The following is a 19,946-nucleotide window of genomic DNA, read 5'->3' on the forward strand; positions in this document are numbered from 1 at the left end:
CGCACCCGTCAGCAGCCCCGGCCCGGTGGCTCCTCCCCGTCCGCCCCGGCCCCCGGCGCCCGTCCCGAGGGGCCGGGGTGACAGGCCGGTAGAGTGTGCGAGTCGTCATCACACCCGTACGGGGGAAAGCCGGCGCGAATCCGGCACTGACCCGCAACCGTGAGCCGCCTTCGTGGGCGGTGAGTCGGAACGCCCCGTACCGGCGGTGACCGGCTCGTGCCATCGGGGACCGCCCGCTGGCAGGCACCGTCGAGGAATACGGAGCCGGAGCCCGGTGCCTCAGGGTGCCCGTGCCCGGCTCCCCGCAGGAGAGGCCCAGCCCGCCATGCCCGTACGCCGCAGCGCAGCCGCGCTCACCGCCGCTTCCGCCGTGCTCTGCGTGGCCGCTGCCCCGGCGGCGACGGCCGCCCCCACGCCCTCCCCCTCGGCCGCGCTCCCGGCCGGGCTGTACGGCACGAAGGACCCGACCTACGACGGTGTCTGGCGTCAGTCGCTGGCCCTGCTCGCCCAGGACGCCGTCGAGACCGTGCCCGCCGAGCAGGCCGTCGGCTGGCTGACCGGCCAGCAGTGCGCGAACGGCGGCTTCGCCTCCTACCGTGCCGACGTGTCCCGGGCGTGCGACGCGAAGACCATGCTGGACACCAACGCCACCGCCGCCGCCGTGCAGGCCCTGCACGCCCTCGGCGGCCACCGGGACGCCGTGGACAAGGGCCTTGGATGGCTGAAGTCCGTGCAGAACGAGGACGGCGGCTGGAGCTACAACCCCGGCATGCCGTCCGACGCGAACTCCACGTCCGTCGTGATCGGCGCCTTCGCCGCGGCCAAGGCGCGGCCCGGCCAGGTCAGGTCGAAGAGCGGCAAGAGCCCGTTCGACGCGCTCGTCACGTTCGCCGTGCCGTGCGCGGAGAAGGCCGGCGGCGGCGCGTTCGCGTACCAGCCCGACCAGTCCGGCAAGCTGCTCGCGAACGGCGACGCCACCGCGGCCGCCGTCCTCGCCGGGCTGGGCCACGGCCTGGTCGTCACCGGCACCGAGCCGGACGGTTCCCCCGCCACCTGCCAGGCGGCGGCGAAGGCCACCGCCGAGCAGTCGGCCCGCAACGGCGCCGCGTACCTGGCCGGGGCGCTGGCGAAGACCGGCCACCTGGACTCGCCGCCGATGCCGGGCGCCACCGACCCCGCCCCGCAGCCGGACTTCGGCAACACCGCGGACGCGGTCGTCGCGCTCTCCGCCGCCGGGCACGGCGACAAGGCGGACGCGTCGGTCCAGTGGCTGGCGAAGAACTCCGCCGCGTGGGCGAAGGACGCCGGCCCGGCCGCGTACGCGCAGCTGATCCTCGCGGCGCACGCCCACGGCGACGACCCGAGGGACTTCGGCGGCGCCGATCTCGTCCGGCAGCTGAACGCGACCGGTCCCGCGCCGGTCTCCACCACCGCGCCGCCGGCCCCGAAGGCGCAGGGCGACGCGGGCGAGGAGGGCAAGGGCGGCGACAGCGCCGGGATCTGGTGGATGGTCGGGGCCGGCGTCGCCGCGGGTGCCGGTATCGGGATCCTGCTCAGCGGCCGCAGGAAGAACAAGCAGCAGTGACACGTGGGCGACTGACCGCGGCAGCAGTGACACGCGGGTGGCTGACCGCGCTGCTCCTCGCGCTCGGCGCCGTGCTCGCGGCGCCGGGCCTGGCCGGGCAGGCGCAGGCGGCCGGTTACCGGTACTGGTCGTTCTGGCAGTCCGGCGGGAGCGGCTGGGCCTACGCCACCCAGGGACCGGCCACGGCACGGCCCGCCGACGGCACGGTGGACGGATACCGGTTCTCCGTCAGCGCGGACTCGCAGGACGCGGCGAAGCCGCGCAGCGCTCCCTCCTTCGCGGAGCTGTGCGCGGACACACCCGCGAGACCCGGCGCCAAGCGGGTCGCCGTCGTGATCGACTTCGGCACCGGTGCGGACGCCCCGGCCGGGGAGAAGCCCCCGTCGGCGCGGGCCTCCGGCTGCGCCTCGGTCCCGTCGGACGCGACCAGCGCGGAGGCCCTGGCGGCGGTGGCGGCGCCCCTCCGCTACAACGCGGGCGCGCTGCTGTGCGCGATCTCCGGCTACCCGAGGACGGGCTGCGGCGAGCAGGTGTCGGCCGGGGACCAGGACGTGCCCGCCGAGCCGGGCACCTCCTCCCCGCCGACCGGGCAGGGGCCCGGGGGAGGACCCGAAGGAGGGCCCGGGGGAAGTTCCGGGGAAGCTGCCGAGCAGGGGGCCACGGCGGCCGAGGGCACCGACGAGGGCCCCTCGGTGGGGCTCTTCGCGGGCGTCGCGGCCGTCCTCGCGCTGGGCGGGGCGGCGTTCTGGCAGTCCCGCCGCCGCGGATGAGCCGTCCGCCAGCGCCCGCCCCGGCCGGCGGAGCCGCCCGGCCGCACGGAGACCGGCGCCCCGGCCGGCTGCTCGGCGGTGTCCCGCACCCCGGGCCGGCCGGCCGCGCGCGGGCCGCGGCGGCGGAGCCCGAAGGCGACGTTCTCGTGGATGGTCAGGTGGGGGAAGAGGGCGTAGCTCTGGAAGACGGTGTTGACCGGGCGCTTGTACGGCGGGAGGTCGGTGACGTCCCGGTCGCCGAGGAAGACGGAGCCGGTGGTCGGGTCCTCCAGTCCGGCGATCATCCGCAGCGTGGTGGTCTTGCCGCAGCCGGAGGCGCCGAGCAGGGCGAAGAACGAGCCCTCGGGGACGGTCAGGTCCAGCGGGTGCACGGCGGTGAACGAGCCGTAGTGGACGCGGCGGACCGACGGGGCCGGGGCCGGGGCGGGTGCAGAGGCGGAGGCGCAGGCGGCGGCAGAGGCTCAGGGGCGGGCCCCGCCGGACTGCCCGGTCTCGGGCCCAGGACCGGCGAACTCGTTCCCGACGGCACCCGCCAGGCCCTCCTGGTGAGGGGGAGGTCCACCAACTCCAGTGAGTCCACGGCGACGCTGTACGAGCGCGACGGGGAGAACCGCTGGAGGGCCGTCGCCGGGCCGTGGCCGGCGCGCAACGCCCTGAAGGGATGGACCGACGAGCACTGGGCCGGGGACCACCGCACGCCGATCGGTGTCTTCGGGCTCACCGACGCGGGCGGCCGGCTGCCCGACCCGGGCACCCGGCTCCCGTACCACCAGTCCGAGGAGTTCGTGGCCGTCGGCACCGGCTTCCGGGGCGAGAGCCTGAGGGGGTCCTTCGACTACGTGGTGGCGATCAACTACAACAGGGAGTCCGGACTGACCCCGCTCGACGAGCGGCGGCCCATGGGCTGGGACCGGGGCGGCGGCGTCTGGATCCACGTCGACCACGACGGCCCCACCCAGGGGTGCATCTCGCTCGACCTGGACCGGATGGCGGAGCTGCTGCGCAGGCTGGACCCGGGCAAGCGGCCGGTGGTCGTGATGGGGGACGGGGAGTCGCTGGCGCGCTGACCGCCGCGGGGCGGTGGCGGTGAGGCAGGGGGCGGCGTGGTCGCGGGCGCGCGGGGCGTGTGGGTACGCGGACGTGCGGGCACGTGAACGTGCGGACACGCGGGGCGTGTGGGTACGCCCGCGTGCGGGCCCGTGAACGCGAGGACACCCGGGCACGCGGACACGCGGATACGTCGAGAGGCCCGGGAGATCGTGGCCGGCCTGCTGGTTCGGACAGCAGGCCGGCCGGTGCTCCCGGGCCCCTCGATCCGTACGGGCCGGTCAGGCCGTACGGGCGGAAGATCAGCCCTTGCCGGGCTCCTCGAGACGCGGGAAGAGGACCGCGCCCTTGGTCACCGTCGAGCCGGCCGGCAGCGCGCCCCACTCCGCCGCGTCCTGGATCCGCTGGTCCGCCAGAGCGCCGAGCGACGCCTCGGCGCCCAGGGAGTCCCACAGCTTCCGCGAGGTGTCCGGCATGACCGGGTTCAGCAGCACGGCCACGGCCCGCAGCGACTCCGCGGCCGTGTAGAGGATGGTCGCGAGGCGGGCCCGGCCCTCCTCGGAGACCGCCGCGTCGGCGGCCTGGTCGAACGCGGTCTTGGCGACCTTCCACGGCTCCTGCTCCGTGATGTAGCCGTTGACCTGCTTCACGAAGTCGAAGACCGCCAGGATCCCGCCCTGGAAGTCCAGCTCCTCCCCGATCCTGCGGTCCGCCTCGGCCACGGCCTTCGCCAGGCCCTCCTGGACCGCCTTCTCGGCCTCCCCGTTCGCGCCGACCGCCGGCAGCGACCCGCCGAAGTACTTGCCCACCATCGCGGCGACCCGGGAGGCCAGGTTGCCGTAGTCGTTGGCGAGCTCGCTGGTGTAGCGGGCGGAGAAGTCCTCCCACGAGAAGGAGCCGTCCTGGCCGAACGCGATCGCGCGCAGGAAGTACCAGCGGTACGCGTCCACGCCGAAGTGCGTGGTGAGGTCCTGCGGCTTGATGCCGGTCAGGTTCGACTTCGACATCTTCTCGCCGCCGACCATCAGCCAGCCGTTCGCGGCGATCCTCCCGGGCACCGGGAGCCCCTGCGCCATCAGCATCGCGGGCCAGATGATCGCGTGGAAGCGGAGGATGTCCTTGCCGACGAGGTGGACGTCCGCCGGGAACGTGTCCTCGAACTTCGCCGGGTTCTCGTTGTAGCCGACCGCCGTAGCGTAGTTGAGCAGGGCGTCGACCCACACGTAGATGACGTGCTTCTCGTCCCACGGGATCGGGATGCCCCAGTCGAACGTCGACCGGGAGATCGACAGGTCCTGAAGGCCCTGCTTGACGAAGTTCACGACCTCGTTGCGGGCGGACTCGGGCTGGATGAACCCGGGGTTGGCCGCGTAGAACTCCAGCAGCTTCGGGCCGTACTCGCTGAGCTTGAAGAAGTAGTTCTCCTCCTTGAGGATCTCCACCGGCTTCTTGTGCACGGGGCACAGCTTCTCTCCGGCGTACTCCCCCTCGCCGTCCAGCAGCTCGCCGGGGAGCTTGTACTCCTCGCAGCCCACGCAGTACGGGCCCTCGTACCCGCCCTTGTAGATCTCGCCCTTGTCGTACAGGTCCTGCACGAACTCCTGCACGCGGTCGGTGTGCCGGCGCTCGGTCGTGCGGATGAAGTCGTCGTTCGCGATCTCCAGGTGCTCCCAGAGGGGCTTCCACGCCTCCTCCACGAGCTTGTCGCACCACTCCTGCGGGCTGACGCCGTTCGCCTCCGCGGTGCGCATGATCTTCTGACCGTGCTCGTCCGTGCCGGTGAGGTACCACACCTTCTCGCCGCGCTGGCGGTGCCAGCGGGTGAGCACGTCGCCTGCGACGGTCGTGTAGGCGTGGCCCAGGTGAGGAGCGTCGTTGACGTAGTAGATGGGGGTCGAGACGTAGTACGCCTTCGCCCCCTGCTTCTCGGATCCAGTGGCCGCCATGGTCGAAATCCTAACGGCCGCCGGAAGATCGACTCACCCGCGTGGAACGCGCTCGCCGGGCCGGGCCGCCGGCCGGGCCACCGGGCCGGACCGTCCCCCGGCGGGAACCGTTCCGCAGGTGGGTGCCCGGTCGACCGCGGGCCGCTGCGGTCTCCGTCCCCGACCGGTGCGGCGCTCTCGCCGCACCGGTCGGGGACGCCGTGCTCAGCCGCCGAGGCGGTCCAGCCACTTCGGGAAGGCGCCGAGCAGCCCCTCGTAGAGCTCCTCGTCGGTGAGCTCCCGGGGATCGGGGCCGGCGTGGAAGAACGCGGCGTTCTCCACGGAGGCGTCGGCGTCGAGCTTGCGCAGGAAGTCGAAGCCCTTGGCCTCGTGCTCGCCGAACGCCACGAACTGCCAGAAGATCGGCTTGCCGGCCGCGTCGGACAGCGCCTGCTTGGCCGGCTGCTTGGCGTCGGGCGGGCCGTCGGTCTGGAAGACGACGAGCGCGGGACCGTCGGCGCCGGACTTCTCGAAGTGCGCGACGACCTCCTCGACGGCCCGGTGGTAGCTGGTCCGCCCCATGTGCCCGAGGCCCGCGTGCAGCTCGTCGACGCGGCCCTCGTGCTCGGCGAGCGTCAGCTCGCCGCTGCCGTCGATGTCCGTCGAGAAGAACACGACGTGCACGGACGCGTTCTCGTCGAGGTGCGCCGCGAGGGCGAGGGTCTGCTCGCCGAGCTGCTGTGCGCTGCCGTCCTTGTAGTAGGGCCGCATCGACCCGGACCGGTCCAGCACGAGGTAGACCTTCGCCCGCGCCCCGGTGGCCCCCGCCGTGCTCAGCGCCGTGCCGGCCGCCTTGTACGCCCCGACCAGCCCCGCGGCCCGCGCCTTGACGCGCGCGAGGGAGAGGGCGGGCTCGCCGTCGGCGGGGCCGGTGGCGGGCTGGGGCTCGGTGGCCGGGGTGGCCTCCGTGGCCTCGGCCGCGACGGCGGCCGGTTCGGGGGCGGGCTGGGGCTCGGTGGCCGGTTCCGGGACAGGCTGGGCCTCGGTGGCCTCGGTGGCCTCGGTGGCCTCGGTGGCCTCGGTGGCCTCGGTGGCCTCGGTGGCGGACGCGGACGCGGACGCCGGTGCCGGGTCGGCCTCCGTGGCGGGCGCCGGTGCCGGGTCGGTGGAGAGCGGTCCGCCGACGGCTTCGGGCCGGGTGGTGTCCGGGTCGGCGGGGGGCTCGGTGGGGGGCTCGGTGGGGGTGGCCGCGGCGGCGGGCTCGGGTGTCACCGGGGCCGGGTCAGCCGCCGGGGTGTCCGCCTCGGCGTCCACCTGCCCGGTCGGCTCGGGCCGCGCTGCCCCGGACTCGGTGGGCGCGGCTGCCCCGGACTCGGTGGGCGCGGGGGCGGTCGGCACCGTGGCGTCGGTGGTCGCCTCCGCGGTGGCGCTCTCGGCGGCTTGCGGCTCCGCGCCGACCGGGGCCTCGGCGGCCTCGGCGGCAGGCTTGGTCTCCGAGCCGGCCGCGGGTGCTTCGGCGACGGGTGCTTCGGCTCCCTTCGCTTCCGCCGTTTCCGCGTCCGGCGTCTTCGCGTCCGTGGTCTCCGGGGCGTCCGCGTCTGTCTTCTCCGCGTCCGTCCCCCTCCCGTCCGTCTTCTCCGCGCCCGCAGCCTTCTCGCCCGCCGCGTCCGCGTCCGGCCTGGACGGTGTCCGGGCCGGGGGGATCGTCGGGCGGGTGCCCGGGGGAGCGTCGAACGCCGCCGCCACCAGGTCCGCCGCACGGTCCTGCGGGGTGGGGGCCTCGGCCTGGGGCGGGACGGAGGCGGGGGCGGTAGGGGTCGTCGTGGAGGCCGGTGAGGACGACTCCATGCGCTCGCGTCCAAACACCTTTCGCAGCAAGCTCCGAATGCCCATGGGCGAGGCCTTTCGCGTGAATTGGGTGCGATCAATGTCCGCATTTTCCGGCAATACCCGGTCTGACTGTGGCAACGCCGCAGCTCCGGCCAGCGCGGACACGTAAGGTTAGCGGCCGCCTCTTCCGTGCAGCAGCAAGCCCCTCCCGCGTCAAGAGCGCCCCGGTCGCTCCCGATTCATCCCCCGTTCACCTCTCGTCCGCCGCCCTGCACACATGTACCCCTACCGTCGCGGCCGGAGACATTCCGACACGATGTCGGCGCAGGGTGCGCCGAGGTGACAGGGAGAAGACGTGCGCAGAATCCTGCCGCTCCTGAGCTCGAACCACGCAGGCGGTCGTTCCGCTCTGACCTGCCGGTACCGCTGCGGTGACGCCTGCTTCCACGAGGTGCCGAACACCAGCGGCAACGAGTACGCCGGTGACATCATCGCCGGGACGCTGTCGCGGCGTTCGATGATGCGGACCGCGGCCGTCGTGACCGTCGCCTCCGCCGCGGGCGGTGCCGCGCTCACTCAGAACGCGCCCTCCGCGCAGGCCGCCGCGGTGCCCGCGGCCGGTGACGCACGCCACGGCGGGCACGGGGGCGGCAAGGGCGACGGCGCCCGCGGCCTGCGCTTCGCTCCGGTCGCGCCCAACACCGCCGACACGGTGACCGTTCCCGAGGGCTACGCCCAGAACGTGGTGATCCGCTGGGGCGAGCCGATCCTGCGCGGCGCGCCCGCCTTCGACGCCGACCGGCAGACGGCCGAGGCGCAGGCCGGGCAGTTCGGCTACAACAACGACTTCCTCAGCCTGCTGCCGCTGCGCGAGCACGGCCGCCAGGTGCTCGTGGCCAACCACGAGTACACCGACGAGCAGCTGATGTTCAAGGGCTACGACGCCGCCAACCCGACCCGCGAGCAGGTCGAGATCGGCTGGGCCGCGCACGGCCTCTCCGTGGTCGTCGTCCAGGAGGAGCGCAGGAGCGGCAAGCTCACCCCGGTCAGCCGCCACTGGCTCAACCGCCGTCTGACGGCCACGAGCGAGTTCCGCCTCACGGGCCCCGCCGCCGGGAGCGACCTGCTGAAGACGTCCGCCGACCCGTCCGGCACCAAGGTCCTCGGCACGCTCAACAACTGCGCCGGCGGCACGACCCCCTGGGGCACCACGCTGCACGGCGAGGAGAACTTCAACCAGTACTTCGCCAACGGCTCCAGCGCCACCGACAAGCGCTACGGCCTGAGCACCGGTGCCACCGAGCGCAAGTGGGAGCGTTTCGACAAGCGCTTCGACGCCGCCCAGGAGCCCAACGAGTCGCACCGCTTCGGCTGGGTCGTCGAGCTCGACCCGTACGACCCGGACTCGACGCCCCGCAAGCGCACGGCACTCGGCCGCTTCAAGCACGAGGCCGCGCAGCCCCGGCTGACCCGTGACGGCCGCCCGGTCGTCTACATGGGCGACGACGAGCGCTTCGACTACTTCTACAAGTTCGTCTCGTCGAAGCGGATGAAGAAGGGCGACAGCCGTGCCGCCCGCGAGCACAACCTGACGCTGCTGGACGAGGGCACGCTGTACGTCGCCAAGCTCACCGGCGACTCGCCCCAGGACATCGACGGCACCGGCAAGCTCCCGAACGACGGCGAGTTCGACGGCAGCGGCGTGTGGATCCCGCTGGCCACCGGGGACGTCTCGCACGTCCCCGGCATGACCGCCGAGGAGGTGTACGTCTTCACCCGCCTCGCCGGCGACAAGGTCGGCGCGACGAAGATGGACCGCCCCGAGGACGTCGAGCCGAGCCCGCGCACGGGCCGCGTGTACGTCGCGCTGACGAACAACACCGACCGGGGCAAGGCCGGCAAGCCCGGTGCGGACGAGGCCAACCCGCGCAACCTCAACAAGCACGGCCAGATCCTGGAGCTCGCCGAGCACTGGGACGACCCGTCGTCCGACGGCTTCGCCTGGCGGCTGTTCCTGGTCGCGGGCGACCCGGAGGACCCGGCCACGTACTTCGCCGGATACCCGAAGGACAGGGTCAGCCCGATCTCCTGCCCGGACAACGTGGCCTTCGACCCGTACGGCAACCTGTGGATCTCCACCGACGGCGCCCAGCTCGGCTCGCACGACGGCCTGTTCGGCGTCGCGACGACCGGTGATCGCCGGGGTGAGCTGAAGCAGTTCCTCACGGTCCCGAAGGGCGCCGAGACCTGCGGCCCGATCATCCAGGACCGCCGGGTCGTCGTCGCGGTCCAGCACCCGGGCGAGGTCGACGGGGCGACCGTCGAGAAGCCGGCCTCGACCTGGCCCGACGGACCGGGCCGGCTGGTGCGCCCGTCGGTCGTCGCCGTCTACCGCAAGGACGGCCGCGACATCGGCGTCTGATGCGCACGTAGAACGCGTCCACGGGAACGCGTCCACGGGAACGCGTCCACGGGAACGCGTCCAAGAGAACGCGTCGAATGGAACGCGTCGACTAGAACGCGTCCGAGGTCGAGAAGCCCGGTCCGCCTTCGATGGTCAGGCCGGCGGGGCGGGGCGCGGCCTCCGGACCAGCCGCCCCGGTGAGCCCCGTGGGCCCGGCCGCTCCCGCCGGGCCCACGGGGGAGGCCGGGCCCGTCCGCGGCGGCACTCCGCGCGGTGCCGGGGCGTCAGTCCGGTTCGGCCGCCGCGCGGAACCGGACGAACTGCTCGGCGGGATCGCCCGTGTACGACCAGGGGACCCGCGCCGCCCTCGCGCCCAGCAGCGCGAACAGCCCGCGCGCGACGTCCGTCTCGCCCGCGTAACAGGCGGCGTGCGTGAGATAGTTCAGCTCGGCCACCTCCTCGGGGTGGACGGGGCCCTGCGGCCGGCCGCCGATCCACCGCTCCCAGGTGCGCCGCACCTCGGTCACCGCCAGTTCGTGCTTCCAGTGCTGGCCGAAGTCGCGGACCGGCGCCCGGCCCCGGGACCCCTCCGCCACGTAGCGGAACTCCTCCACCCGGGCGATCTGCACGAGCACCGGCAGCGGGGAGCCGGCCGGGGCGGCGCCCGCCGCGTCGCGGGCGATGTCGTACATCGAGCCGTGCGTGCCGTGCCACCGTGCCGACCAGTAGCGCAGCAACTGCACATGGCCCTCGATGTTGTCGGGGTCGCGCCGCCGCAACTCGTCCCACCAGGACCGCAGCTGACGCCGTCCGACACCGCCGTCGTAGAGCCGGGCCACCGTCAGCAGCGACACCCAGGGCATGGGGTCGGCGGGCGCGGCCTCGGCGGCTCCGAAGCAGGCCATCACCGCCACGTCGATCCGGTCCCGGTCCACGGCCGTGCCCCGGCCCAGCGCGATGGCGTCCTCGAAGACCCGGACCACCGCGGTCGCGGCGCGCAGCACGGCCGCGTCGGGGTTCCCCGGTTCGGCCGCCCACCACGCCTCCACGGCGGAGGAGCCCGCCGCGGCGTGGGAGAGCTGCCGCAGCCGGTGGGTGCGGCGGGGCCAGTCCCGCCCGGTGGCGTGCAGCAGGTCGCGTACCCCCTGCCACCGCCCGATCACGATGTCGTGGCGGGCCTCCGTCAGCGCGCGGTCCCCGGAGTCCGGGTCGAAGACCGGCTCGAAACGGCGGCGAGCGGCAACCATGTCCCTCCCTGCCTCTCCCAGTGCCCGGTGCCGGCCCTGTGCTGCTGTGCCCTGCGCTGCCCTGTCCTGTCGTGCCCTTCCCCGCCTGCCGCGGTCAGAAGTCCGTCGCCATGGCGTCCCGGGGACCGTCGTGCCGGGCGGAGGCGGCACCGGAGTACGCCGCCTCCGCCTCGATGGCCCGTGCCGCGTCCAGCGTCGCCGGCCGGTAGTACGCGCTGCCCTGCCGCCAGTACCAGACCATCGGGACCACCCCGGCCGCCAGTCCGCCGAGGCCGATCGCGATCGACGCGGTGCTCAGTCCGCCCAGCGACTCGAAGAAGATCCAGAACATGAAGGCCGAGCCGAGCAGCGGCCAGGCACCGCCGAGCACGAAGTCCTTCACCGACGTCAGCACCATCCTGCGGTACGCGACGACGGCGGCGATGCCCGCGAGGCCGTAGTACACCGTGATCTGGAGGGAGATCGCGTTGACGGCGTCGGAGAGGACGTCCCCGACCGATCCCAGCGCGGTCGCGGCGAAGAGCATCGCCACCGCCGCGGCGCCCACCACGGCGATCGCGACCCAGGGGGTGTTCCAGCGCCGGTGCACGGTGCCGAGCGCGGCGGGCATCGTGCGGTCCCGGCCCATCGCGAACAGCGAGCGGGTGACCTGGATCAGGGTGGTCTCCAGGGTGGCGACGGTCGACAGCATCACGGCGACGATCAGCAGCTTGCCGCCGACGCCGGGCCAGATCTCGTCGCCCAGCACGCCGAGGATGTTGCCGCTGCCCGCCTGGATCTGCTCCGACGTGAGGATGACGTTGACGGCGACCGTGAACGCCACGAAGAGCAGCAGCACCACGCCGACGCCGACCAGGGCGGCGACGCCGGCCGTCCGGCGGCTGTTGCGCGTCTCCTCGCTGAGGTTGCTGGTGACGTCCCAGCCCCAGTAGTAGAACGCCGCGATGAGCGCGCCCGAGGCGAAGCCCGAGGCGCCGTCGAAATGCGAGAAGCCCAGCCAGGACCAGTCGAAGGCGGTCGCGGCGCCCTTGTGCAGCAGGGCGGCCAGCAGGAACAGCACCAGCAGCAGCACCTCGACGCCGGTCATCAGCAACTGAGCCCGCACGGTCAGGCGCGCCCCGCCGAGGACCACCAGCAGCATCACCAGGAACCAGCCGGCGCCGACCAGCGCCGCGAGCGCGGTGTCGTCGGCCAGGCCCGGGTCGAAGAGCGCGAGGGTCATCGCACCGGCCGGCAGCGAGCCGGCCACCATGAAGATCGTCGCGGAGACGACCAGGGCCCAGCCGGAGAGGAAGCCGAGGAACGGGTGGAGCGTGCGGCCCACCCAGGAGTAGCTGGCTCCGGCGCTGACGTCGATCCGGCCGAGACGGCCGAACGCCAGGACGATGCCGAGCATGGGTATCGCGCAGTACAGCAGTGCGGCGGGACCGGCCAGTCCCACGGAGCCCACCAGGACGGCGGTGGTCGCGGCGAGCGAGTAGGCGGGGGCGCTCCCGGCGACCGCCATCACGATGGTGTCGAACGTACCGAGGACGTTGGGCTGGAGCCCTCTGCCGGTGTTGCTGCTCATCGGATGTCCTTGTGTGGCAGGGCATATGGCGACGGATCAGGGGCGTCAGCCGCGCTGAACGGGCGATTCCGCGACGGGGGACGGAGCGCATCGTAGTCGCCCCCCGTACCCTCGGTGGTATGGCGGATGACGCTGGGCCCCCCGGGGCCGCTGATGGGACCGTGCGGGTCGACGTGTGGATCTGGTCCGTGCGGCTGACCAAGACCCGCTCACAGGCGGCGGCGGCTTGCCGTGCGGGTCATGTCCGGATCAATGGCGAGCGCGTCAAACCCGCGCACGCGCTGAAGGCCGGGGACGAGGTCCGTCTCTTCCACGCGGGCCGGGAGCGGATCGTGGTGGTCTCCCGGATCATCCGCAAGCGCGTCGGGGCGCCCGCCGCCGCGCAGTGCTACGTGGACAACAGCCCGCCGCCCCCGCCGCGTGAACTCACCGCCCCGACGGGCGTGCGGGACCGGGGCGCGGGCCGGCCGACGAAGCGCGACCGCAGGGAGATGGAGCGCCTTCACGGCCGCGCGTCGCCCCGCTGACGGGGGCGGCGTCGCCCGGGCGGCCACCACCCGCCACGTCACGGCCCGCCCGGTCAAGCCCCGCCCGGTCAAGCCCCGCCAGGTCGCGGCCCGCCACTTCGCGGCCCGCCCGGTCAAAACCCACCACATCGCGGCCCGCCACGTCACTGCCCGGGTGGCGTGCCGGACACGGTGGACGGGGAAGCGATCGTCCGGGCCGCCGTCACCTCCTGGCGGAGCGGTTCGAGGACGCTCCGCTCGTCGCCCTCCGGCTCCGCACGCATCCCGGCGGGTTTCTCCCGGGAGCGGATGTCCCCGGCGAGTTCGTGCAACTGCCCTACGACCTCGTCGACTTCGCCCCGGGTGGGCGGCGCGGCGCCGTGGTCGACGCGGACCTTGGCCGCGGTCGTGGCGTCCGCGATCCGTTCGACCGCGACGACGAGCGGCCACCACGCGGCCGCCCGGGTGCCCGCGGGCGGCGGCTCGGTGAGCGCCCGCTGGAACTCCGAGCGCACGGCCGAGAGATCCCGGTAGAGGCGGCGCCGGGACCGTGCCTTCTCGGCCTGGTCGGCGTCGGTGCGGAAGGCCAGCGCCACATGCCGCGCGGCGTGGTCGACCGAGTCCGCGAGGCGGTCCCCGATGCGGCTGTGCCAGCTCTCCGGCCAGAGCAGGTACCCGGCGACCAGCACGATCGCGCAGCCGATCAGGCTGTCCACCAGACGTGCCCCGACCAGGCCGATCCCCTCACGACTGAGCAGGTCGGACAGCAGCAGGATCACCGGGGTGATCGCCGCCGTCTGGAACGCGTAGCCCTTCGCCGAGAACGCGGGGATGAGCCCGCCGAGGACGAACATCACGGGCACGTCCCACCAGCCGCGCGGCACCTCGGCCAGGACCGCCGCCGCGACCACCAGGCCCGCCACCGTGCCCAGTCCGCGCGCCACCGCGCGGGAGAAGACCGAGCCGAAGTCGGGCTTCAGGACGAAGGTGACGGTGAGGGGGACCCAGTAGGACCGGTCCAGCTCCACGACCGAGACCAGCGCCTGGGCGAGGCCGATGCAGAGCGCGAGGCGCAGTCCGTAGCGCCATGACGCCTCGGAGAACAGCACCTCGCGTGCCGTGCGGCGCACTCTGACCCCCAGCGCGGCGGGCCGGCCGAGTCGGTCGTCCACGTTGTGGGGGTCGGGGTCCTGCTCCAGGACGACGGTCGCCGCATGCCGCAGGGCGTGGTCGACCGCACGCTCGGTGGGTGTGGCGGGGGGTGCCAGGTCCGGCCGGTACGGGCCCGCGGAGCCGCGTTCGACCGCGTCGGCGAGCACCCGGACCTGCGCGGCGACGTCCGGGGGGAGCGGGCGGCCGCGCTGGTCGGCGGCGAAGGCGGCCTCGACGACCGGGATCAGGGCGTTGAGCTGGGCCAGCAGCCTGACCAGCGTGGGATTGCGGACGTGGTCGCGGGTGCGGCGGGCGAGGATCAGGTCGTAGGAGTCGTTGAGGCACTGGGTGACGGCCTGCCGGCGCTCGCCGAACGTGCCGGCGCCGGCCGCGTCCAGCAGGTCGGCGACCGCCCGGTAGGCGCGGGCCACCGCCGACCGCTCGGGCGCGCCGCCGCGCAGCGGCCAGCCGAGCAGTGCGAGGGCGAGGACGAGCAGGCCGCCGATGCCCAGCAGCAGCGCGGGCGCCCACCAGGGCCGGGGCAGCGGCAGTCCCGACCCGATGACCGCGTTGAGCAGCAGCAGCAGTCCGGAGGCCGAGGCCACGGCGCCGATCGACGAGACCATTCCGGAGACGAGGGCCACCAGTGTGAGGACGGCGACGGTGAGCCATCCGCGGGCGTACACGAGCGTGCCGAGCGTGACTCCGACGGCCCCGAAGACCTGGGGTACGGCGATGTTGAGAAGGCGCATCCGGTAGGCGTCGGCGGTGTCGCCGATGACCCCGGAGAGGGCGCCGATCGACACCAGCGCCCCGAACGCCGGCCGGTCCAGGGCGAAGCCCACGGCGAGGGGAGCCGACAGGGCGACGGAGGCGCGGGCGACCGCCGCCCAGTTCACCGGTGTGCGCTGCGGGCGCAGTCCGGACACCAGCCATGCCGGCGGGACCAGCCCTACTCGCTCCTTCACGGTCACCCCTGGTGCGGTTCGAGGCCGACGATCGGGGCGCGGTGGTCCGCCCGCCGGAGGCCGGGGGACCGGGCGCCGCCCACGCCGGGATCATCGCTCACCGGCAGTGAGTGGTCGATCTGCACGCCCAGCCGATCTGCATGCCCAGCCGATAGCCGCCGGTCCCGCCGGCGACGGTCGGCGGGACCGGCGGTGATCGGCGCCGCCATGAAGGGTGCTCAGTGCCGCCGGGAGGGGTGCTCAGTGCCGGATCGCCTGCCCGATCTCGGCCGGGGGCGTGCCGGAGAGGTCCCGATGGGTCTGCGCCTTCGCCGACTTGGTGCCGCCGGGGGGGACCGCGTCGATCGACACGACGGTCGCGTCGAGCAGATTCCCGCTGCTGTCCTTCCAGTTGACCAGGACCGTGTAGTCGACGGCCTTGTCCGTGGGGTTCGTCGCGGTGATCTCGTTGAAGAGGCGGTTGTTCTCGGCCTCCGTCGGGCCGGCCTTCACATCGGACTTGGCGTCCAGACCGCCCTTGATCTTGGCTATCTCGGAGGCCGCCGCTGCGGTTGCCGACTGGACGGCCGCACCCGCTTCGGAGGCCACCGACTTCGGTGTCTCGCCACTGTCGTTCGTACAGCCGGTCATCCCTGCCGCGAGCGCGACGGCGGTCGCGGCGGCCATGACGGCGTTCCGTATGCCATGGCTCGATCTCATACGCACCAGGGTGCGCCCCCGGGGCGGGTTCGGCCACTCGGCCCGGCGGGGCCCCGTCCGGTGTGCGGGTTCGGCCACCCGGTGCGGTGGGGGCCCCGGCCGGTGGGGCGGGTTGGGCCGCGCGGCCCGGCGGGGCCCACCGGCCGGGGCCGCGTCAGTCTCGCGCCACCGGGGCCAGTCCGCGCAGTGCCGAGATGAGCAGCTCGACACCGAACGCGAACTCGGCCTCGTGGTCGTTCACGGCGAGGATCGGTGCGACCTTGGCCACGGCGGGGAAGCCGGAGCCGGCGAAGTACGCGGCGCGGGCTGCCAGCCGCTCCTCCGGGTTCCGGGTCTCGCGGCCGGACCCGGGCCCGCTGCGGACCTCCTGCAGGAGGGTGCCGACCTGGAAGGAGATGAACAGGCGCAGCACATGCACGGCCACCTCCTCGTCGAAGCCGTGGTCGAGCATCATCGCGATCATCGTGTCCACCGGTGCGAGGGCGGTGGGGGTCGACAGCTGCCGCATCAGCACCAGTTCGCAGGCCCGCGGGTGGCGCAGGGACGCCCTGCGGAAGCCGTACGAGAGGTCGCGGATGCCCTCCTCCCAGCCACCCGCCATCCGGCGCGGCATCCGCATGTCGTCGGTGATGAACTCGGTCACCCCGTCCAGGATGTCGTCCTTGCCGCGCACATGGTTGTAGAGCGACATGGCCTGGACGCCGAGGCGGGCCGCGATGCGGCGCATCGACAGTGCCTCCACGCCCTCCTCGTCGATGATCACCAGTGCCGCCCCGATGATCCGGTCCCGGCTCAAGGGCTCGCGAGGGCCGGGTACTTCGGGTCGTGCTCCTCGGGCCATGAGCGACGGCTCCTCATTTCGGGTGGCTACGTGCGGTAACGCTTGACGACATACAGCGTAAGTGCTTCTCTCCTGTCTCGTACTTACGGTGTAAGTGGCGCAACTGCTGTGGAGGCAGGGCGAGATGACAGACGGACGGCCGCACACGACGCGGCCGTCCGTACGAGCGCCTTCCGGGACCGGGAGCCACGAGCGGACGGTCCGCCGAGCACAACAGCACGGCCACCATCCTCTCCCAGCCCGGCCGCCCCGCGCCGGGTGTCCCCCTGTGAGCAGGAGGCACAGATGCCTGTGCGTACGACCCCGGCCCGTCAGCGGCGCTCGGCCATCACCATCCACCACCTCGACTGCGGGCCGATGCGCCCCCTGGGCGGCGCGCCGCTCGTGGCGCACTGCCTGCTGATCGCGACCGGGAGCGGGCTCGTGCTCGTCGACACCGGTCTGGGCGCCGCCGAGGTCTCCGATCCGCGGCGGCTGGGCACCCTGTTCCGCCGCACCATGCGGCCGGAACTGGACCTGTCCCGTACGGCCGTCCACCAGGTCCGGGCACTGGGCTACGACCCCTACGACGTACGGGACATCGTTATCACCCATCTCGACCTGGACCGGGCCGGAGGTCTCGCGGACTTCCCGCACGCCCGCGTCCATGTGATGGCCGACGAGTACCGCGCGGCGATGCGGCGCGACACCCGGCTCGAGGCGAGCCGCTACCTGCCCGCCCAGTGGGCGCACGGCGTCGACTGGGTCGTCCACGACCACGCCGACTCGGGCTGGATGGGCTTCCCCGCCTCCCGGGTGCTGCGCGCCCCCGACATCCTGCTGGTGCCGCTGCCCGGACACACCCGCGGCCACAGCGCGGTCGCCGTCCAGGAGCCGGACCGCTGGCTGCTCCACGCGGGCGACGCCTACTTCTTCCACGGCGAGATCGACCTGCGCCGCCCGCGCTGCCCCCGGCCGCTCGCACTCCACCAGCGGCTCGTCGCCGACGACCACGAGATGAGGCTGGGCCAGCTCGAGCGGCTGAGGAGCCTGCGCCGGGCCCATCCCCGCCTTGTGCGGATCTTCTCTTCGCACGATCCGTTCGAGTTCGAGCTGATGGCGAACGGCGGCTGAGGTACCGGCCCTCGGGACCGGTTCCGCGCGGGGACGAGGCGGGGCGCCCCGCGCGGGGCCTGACCGGGTCGGACGGTGGCCCGGCGGGTGAACGGTGGCCCGGCGGGTGAAGGGGGCCGGCAGACCACAGCGCCGGGTCACGCGAGGCCGGGGCCGGGGCGGATCAGGCGGCCCGCCTCCCCGGCGGCCCGGATCAGGCGGGCCGGATCAGGCGGGGCGGTGCGACTCCGTGGACACCAGCGCCCAGATGACGAACACCGAGACGGCCATCGAGAAGAGCGCCCACACCGGCTGGTAGGGCAGGAACAGGAACTGGACGATGATGTTGAGCGACGCCAGGGCGACACCCAGGTAGCGCGACCATTCCATGCCCCTGAGGATGCCCCAGCCGGTGACCGCCACCAGGACCCCCAGGACCAGATGGATCCAGCCCCAGGCCGTGAGGTTCCAGGAGAAGACGTAGCCGCCGACCCGGAGGTAGACCTCGTCCTCGACGATGCCGGCGATCCCCTCCAGGATGCTGATGACACCGATGACCAGCATCAGGACGCCGGCGAACAGGGTGCCACCCGCCGCCCAGCCGGTGTCCGGGCCGGTCCCCGACGCGCTCCGTGCAGTGTGTTGGCTCATGGCGCAATCGTGGGGCGCACGGCCCGCCGCGGCATGCCGGCGGGTCCGTTCGGGTTACGGCCCCGCTCGGCGGTGCCGGGCCCGGCGGCTCGCCCGGCGCGGCGGGTCCCCCGGTTCCCCAGGGACGGCGCGGCGGCGTTCTCCGGGACGGCGCGGCGGTGCGCGCGGCGCGGTGCGTGGCTCTGCCGGGACGGCGAGGCGGCCCCCGGCGCGGTGCGTGGCTCTCCCGCTCCGTACCCCCGTCTCCCCCCGTCTGATCCACTTGCCGCACCCGCCGCCGGGGTGTCCGCTGGTGGAAGGGGAGCCGGGGGTACGGAGCGGAAGGAGCTCTGTCATGGCCCACGCGTCGGTGCCCGAGCGGCACCACGGCACCACCCTGGGCATCGTGCTGCCGGTCGTGATCGGCGTGATCTACGGCCTCTACACGTCCTTCATCGCCCGGATGTCCGGAGAGTCCGCGGGCGCGCAGTTCGCTATCGGGATCGTCTCCTGCCTGGTGCTCGCCGGACTCTGCTACGCCCTGGGCCGCTACCAGCACAGCCTCCCGCGGGAACTGCGCGCGGTGGCCTACGCGGTGCTCGTCGGCGGTTCGGTCGGCTACCTCAACAGCCTGTCCGGCGACAGCATCCTCACCGCGGTGGTGCTGTCCGTGATCATCGCGGCGGCGACGTTCTGCGTGATGTTCTACACCTTCTACGTCCACGAGGAGTGACGTCCCCGCTCATGAGGCACCTCGCGAGGCGGCCGCCAGATCCGATCTGGCGGCCGCGCCTCGCGGTCTCGCGCCTGTGGGGTGGGACCGGGGAGACGGCCGGTCACCGGAGGCGGACGGGAGGAGGTGCCTCGTGCACGACCGGCATCGGTACCGCGGCAGCGGCCCGGATCGGGCGGTCCCGGAGGCCCGGGAGGCCCGGGAGGACCGGGGCCGCGCACCCGACCGGGAGGACCGGGCGGACCGGGCACCCGACCGGCAGGACCGGGGGCGCGAGATACGTGAGGCGGAGGCGCCGCTGCGCGTCGCCGTCATCATCGGCAGCACCCGTGAGGGGCGCTGCGGCGAGACCGTGGGCCGTTGGTTCGCCGAGCGGGCCGCATCGCGTGACGATCTGCGGCTGTCCCTCGTCGACCTGATCGACTACGACTTCCCGGCGCACTACCCGGACCGCGCCACCACCGGGATCAGGGAGTTCACCGACGAGGTGGCCCGTGCGGACGCGTTCGTCGTCGTCACCCCCGAGTACAACCGCTCCTTCCCGGCCTCGCTGAAGCAGGCCATCGACTACGCCTACGACGAATGGCGGGCCAAGCCCGTCGCCTTCGTGAGCTACGGCCACGGCTCGCGCGGACTGTACGCGGTCGAGCAGCTGCGTACCGTCTTCACCGAGCTGCATGCGGTGAGTTTGCGCAACGGCGTCGGTCTCAACCTCCTGGAGGACCTGTCCGGGCCGGACCCGGAGAGGTCCGTGGGCCCGATGCTCGACCAGCTCGCCTGGTGGGGCCTCGCCCTCCGCGATGCCCGCACCGCCCGCCCGTACATCTCCTGAACGGTGTCCAGGACGCTCCCGCCCCGCCCCGTCATCCGACCTCGCGCAACCCCACGCCCCTGCCCCTCCCCAGAGCCACCAGAGCCACCAGAGCCACCAGAGCCCCAGACCACCC

General features: G+C 73.6%; 16 protein-coding genes and 1 pseudogene. 8 read left to right on the forward strand and 9 right to left on the reverse strand.

From position 1 onward, the window contains the following. Positions 1 to 325: 325 nt before the first annotated feature. Together DDW44_RS04865 and DDW44_RS04870 are read left to right on the forward strand one after the other, a co-directional pair. Positions 326 to 1,585 (forward strand): SCO2321 family membrane protein, encoded by a 1,260-nt coding sequence (locus DDW44_RS04865; RefSeq protein WP_108905640.1) that lies wholly within the window; start codon positions 326 to 328, stop codon positions 1,583 to 1,585. A 26-nt stretch (positions 1,586 to 1,611) separates the two neighbouring features. Further along, positions 1,612 to 2,355: an SCO2322 family protein gene (locus DDW44_RS04870; RefSeq protein ID WP_108905641.1), complete on the forward strand. Its 744-nt coding sequence runs from the start codon at positions 1,612 to 1,614 to the stop codon at positions 2,353 to 2,355. A 113-nt stretch (positions 2,356 to 2,468) separates the two neighbouring features. Here the strand turns inward: DDW44_RS04870 and DDW44_RS04875 are convergent. Further along, positions 2,469 to 2,744 (reverse strand): annotated as a pseudogene (locus DDW44_RS04875) (ABC transporter ATP-binding protein); the annotation flags it as partial. On the opposite strand from DDW44_RS04875, the gene DDW44_RS04880 reads away from it, so the two are divergent. Next, positions 2,721 to 3,422, forward strand: a complete 702-nt coding sequence (locus tag DDW44_RS04880) for a L,D-transpeptidase family protein (RefSeq protein WP_425275689.1) — start codon at positions 2,721 to 2,723, stop codon at positions 3,420 to 3,422. The pseudogene DDW44_RS04875 and the gene DDW44_RS04880 sit on opposite strands and share 24 nt — an antisense overlap. Before the next feature lie 282 nt (positions 3,423 to 3,704). Here DDW44_RS04880 and metG read toward each other — a convergent pair whose 3' ends face one another. Both metG and DDW44_RS04890 read right to left on the reverse strand, forming a co-directional pair. Continuing rightward, entirely contained in the window at positions 3,705 to 5,348 is a 1,644-nt protein-coding gene (gene metG, locus DDW44_RS04885; RefSeq protein WP_108905642.1) for a methionine--tRNA ligase, read from the reverse strand. Positions 5,349 to 5,552: 204 nt separating this feature from the next. Then, positions 5,553 to 7,175, reverse strand: coding sequence for a VWA domain-containing protein (locus DDW44_RS04890; protein ID WP_108905643.1), 1,623 nt, complete (start codon positions 7,173 to 7,175; stop codon positions 5,553 to 5,555). A gap of 337 nt (positions 7,176 to 7,512) precedes the next feature. Between DDW44_RS04890 and DDW44_RS04895 the strand changes: the two genes are divergently transcribed. Next, a complete protein-coding gene (locus DDW44_RS04895; protein WP_017948138.1) occupies positions 7,513 to 9,579 on the forward strand; it encodes a PhoX family protein in 2,067 nt (688 codons plus the stop codon). A 266-nt stretch (positions 9,580 to 9,845) separates the two neighbouring features. On the opposite strand, the gene DDW44_RS04900 is transcribed toward DDW44_RS04895, so the two are convergent. After that, positions 9,846 to 10,808: a hypothetical protein gene (locus DDW44_RS04900; protein ID WP_017948137.1), complete on the reverse strand. Its 963-nt coding sequence runs from the start codon at positions 10,806 to 10,808 to the stop codon at positions 9,846 to 9,848. A 94-nt stretch (positions 10,809 to 10,902) separates the two neighbouring features. Continuing rightward, positions 10,903 to 12,378, reverse strand: a complete 1,476-nt coding sequence (locus DDW44_RS04905) for an APC family permease (protein ID WP_108905644.1) — start codon at positions 12,376 to 12,378, stop codon at positions 10,903 to 10,905. A gap of 119 nt (positions 12,379 to 12,497) precedes the next feature. Here DDW44_RS04905 and DDW44_RS04910 point away from each other — a divergent pair, with 119 nt between their 5' ends. After that, on the forward strand, positions 12,498 to 12,905 hold the full coding sequence (locus DDW44_RS04910) for an RNA-binding S4 domain-containing protein (protein WP_208647935.1): 408 nt from the start codon (positions 12,498 to 12,500) through the stop codon (positions 12,903 to 12,905). Positions 12,906 to 13,048: 143 nt separating this feature from the next. On the opposite strand, the gene DDW44_RS04915 is transcribed toward DDW44_RS04910, so the two are convergent. From DDW44_RS04915 to DDW44_RS04930, 3 genes are all read right to left on the reverse strand, one after another. Further along, positions 13,049 to 14,965, reverse strand: a complete 1,917-nt coding sequence (locus DDW44_RS04915) for an FUSC family protein (RefSeq protein ID WP_108905646.1) — start codon at positions 14,963 to 14,965, stop codon at positions 13,049 to 13,051. Positions 14,966 to 15,244: 279 nt separating this feature from the next. Then, positions 15,245 to 15,703, reverse strand: coding sequence for a hypothetical protein (locus DDW44_RS04925; RefSeq protein WP_240800764.1), 459 nt, complete (start codon positions 15,701 to 15,703; stop codon positions 15,245 to 15,247). A gap of 154 nt (positions 15,704 to 15,857) precedes the next feature. Beyond that, entirely contained in the window at positions 15,858 to 16,544 is a 687-nt protein-coding gene (locus tag DDW44_RS04930) for a TetR/AcrR family transcriptional regulator C-terminal domain-containing protein (RefSeq protein WP_240800763.1), read from the reverse strand. Positions 16,545 to 16,829: 285 nt separating this feature from the next. On the opposite strand from DDW44_RS04930, the gene DDW44_RS04935 reads away from it, so the two are divergent. Then, positions 16,830 to 17,657, forward strand: a complete 828-nt coding sequence (locus tag DDW44_RS04935; protein WP_108905648.1) for an MBL fold metallo-hydrolase — start codon at positions 16,830 to 16,832, stop codon at positions 17,655 to 17,657. Positions 17,658 to 17,864: 207 nt separating this feature from the next. Here the strand turns inward: DDW44_RS04935 and DDW44_RS04940 are convergent, their stop codons facing one another. Beyond that, positions 17,865 to 18,287, reverse strand: a complete 423-nt coding sequence (locus tag DDW44_RS04940; protein WP_108905649.1) for a DUF7144 family membrane protein — start codon at positions 18,285 to 18,287, stop codon at positions 17,865 to 17,867. Positions 18,288 to 18,621: 334 nt separating this feature from the next. Here DDW44_RS04940 and DDW44_RS04945 point away from each other — a divergent pair, with 334 nt between their 5' ends. After that, entirely contained in the window at positions 18,622 to 18,999 is a 378-nt protein-coding gene (locus DDW44_RS04945) for a hypothetical protein (RefSeq protein ID WP_017948128.1), read from the forward strand. A gap of 133 nt (positions 19,000 to 19,132) precedes the next feature. Next, the gene (locus tag DDW44_RS04950; RefSeq protein ID WP_279634796.1) at positions 19,133 to 19,831 is read left to right on the forward strand and encodes an NADPH-dependent FMN reductase; all 699 of its coding nucleotides are present in this window, start codon (positions 19,133 to 19,135) and stop codon (positions 19,829 to 19,831) included. Positions 19,832 to 19,946: the final 115 nt, after the last annotated feature.

Origin of the sequence: Streptomyces tirandamycinicus (assembly GCF_003097515.1) — a bacterium.
Lineage (GTDB): Bacteria > Actinomycetota > Actinomycetes > Streptomycetales > Streptomycetaceae > Streptomyces > Streptomyces tirandamycinicus.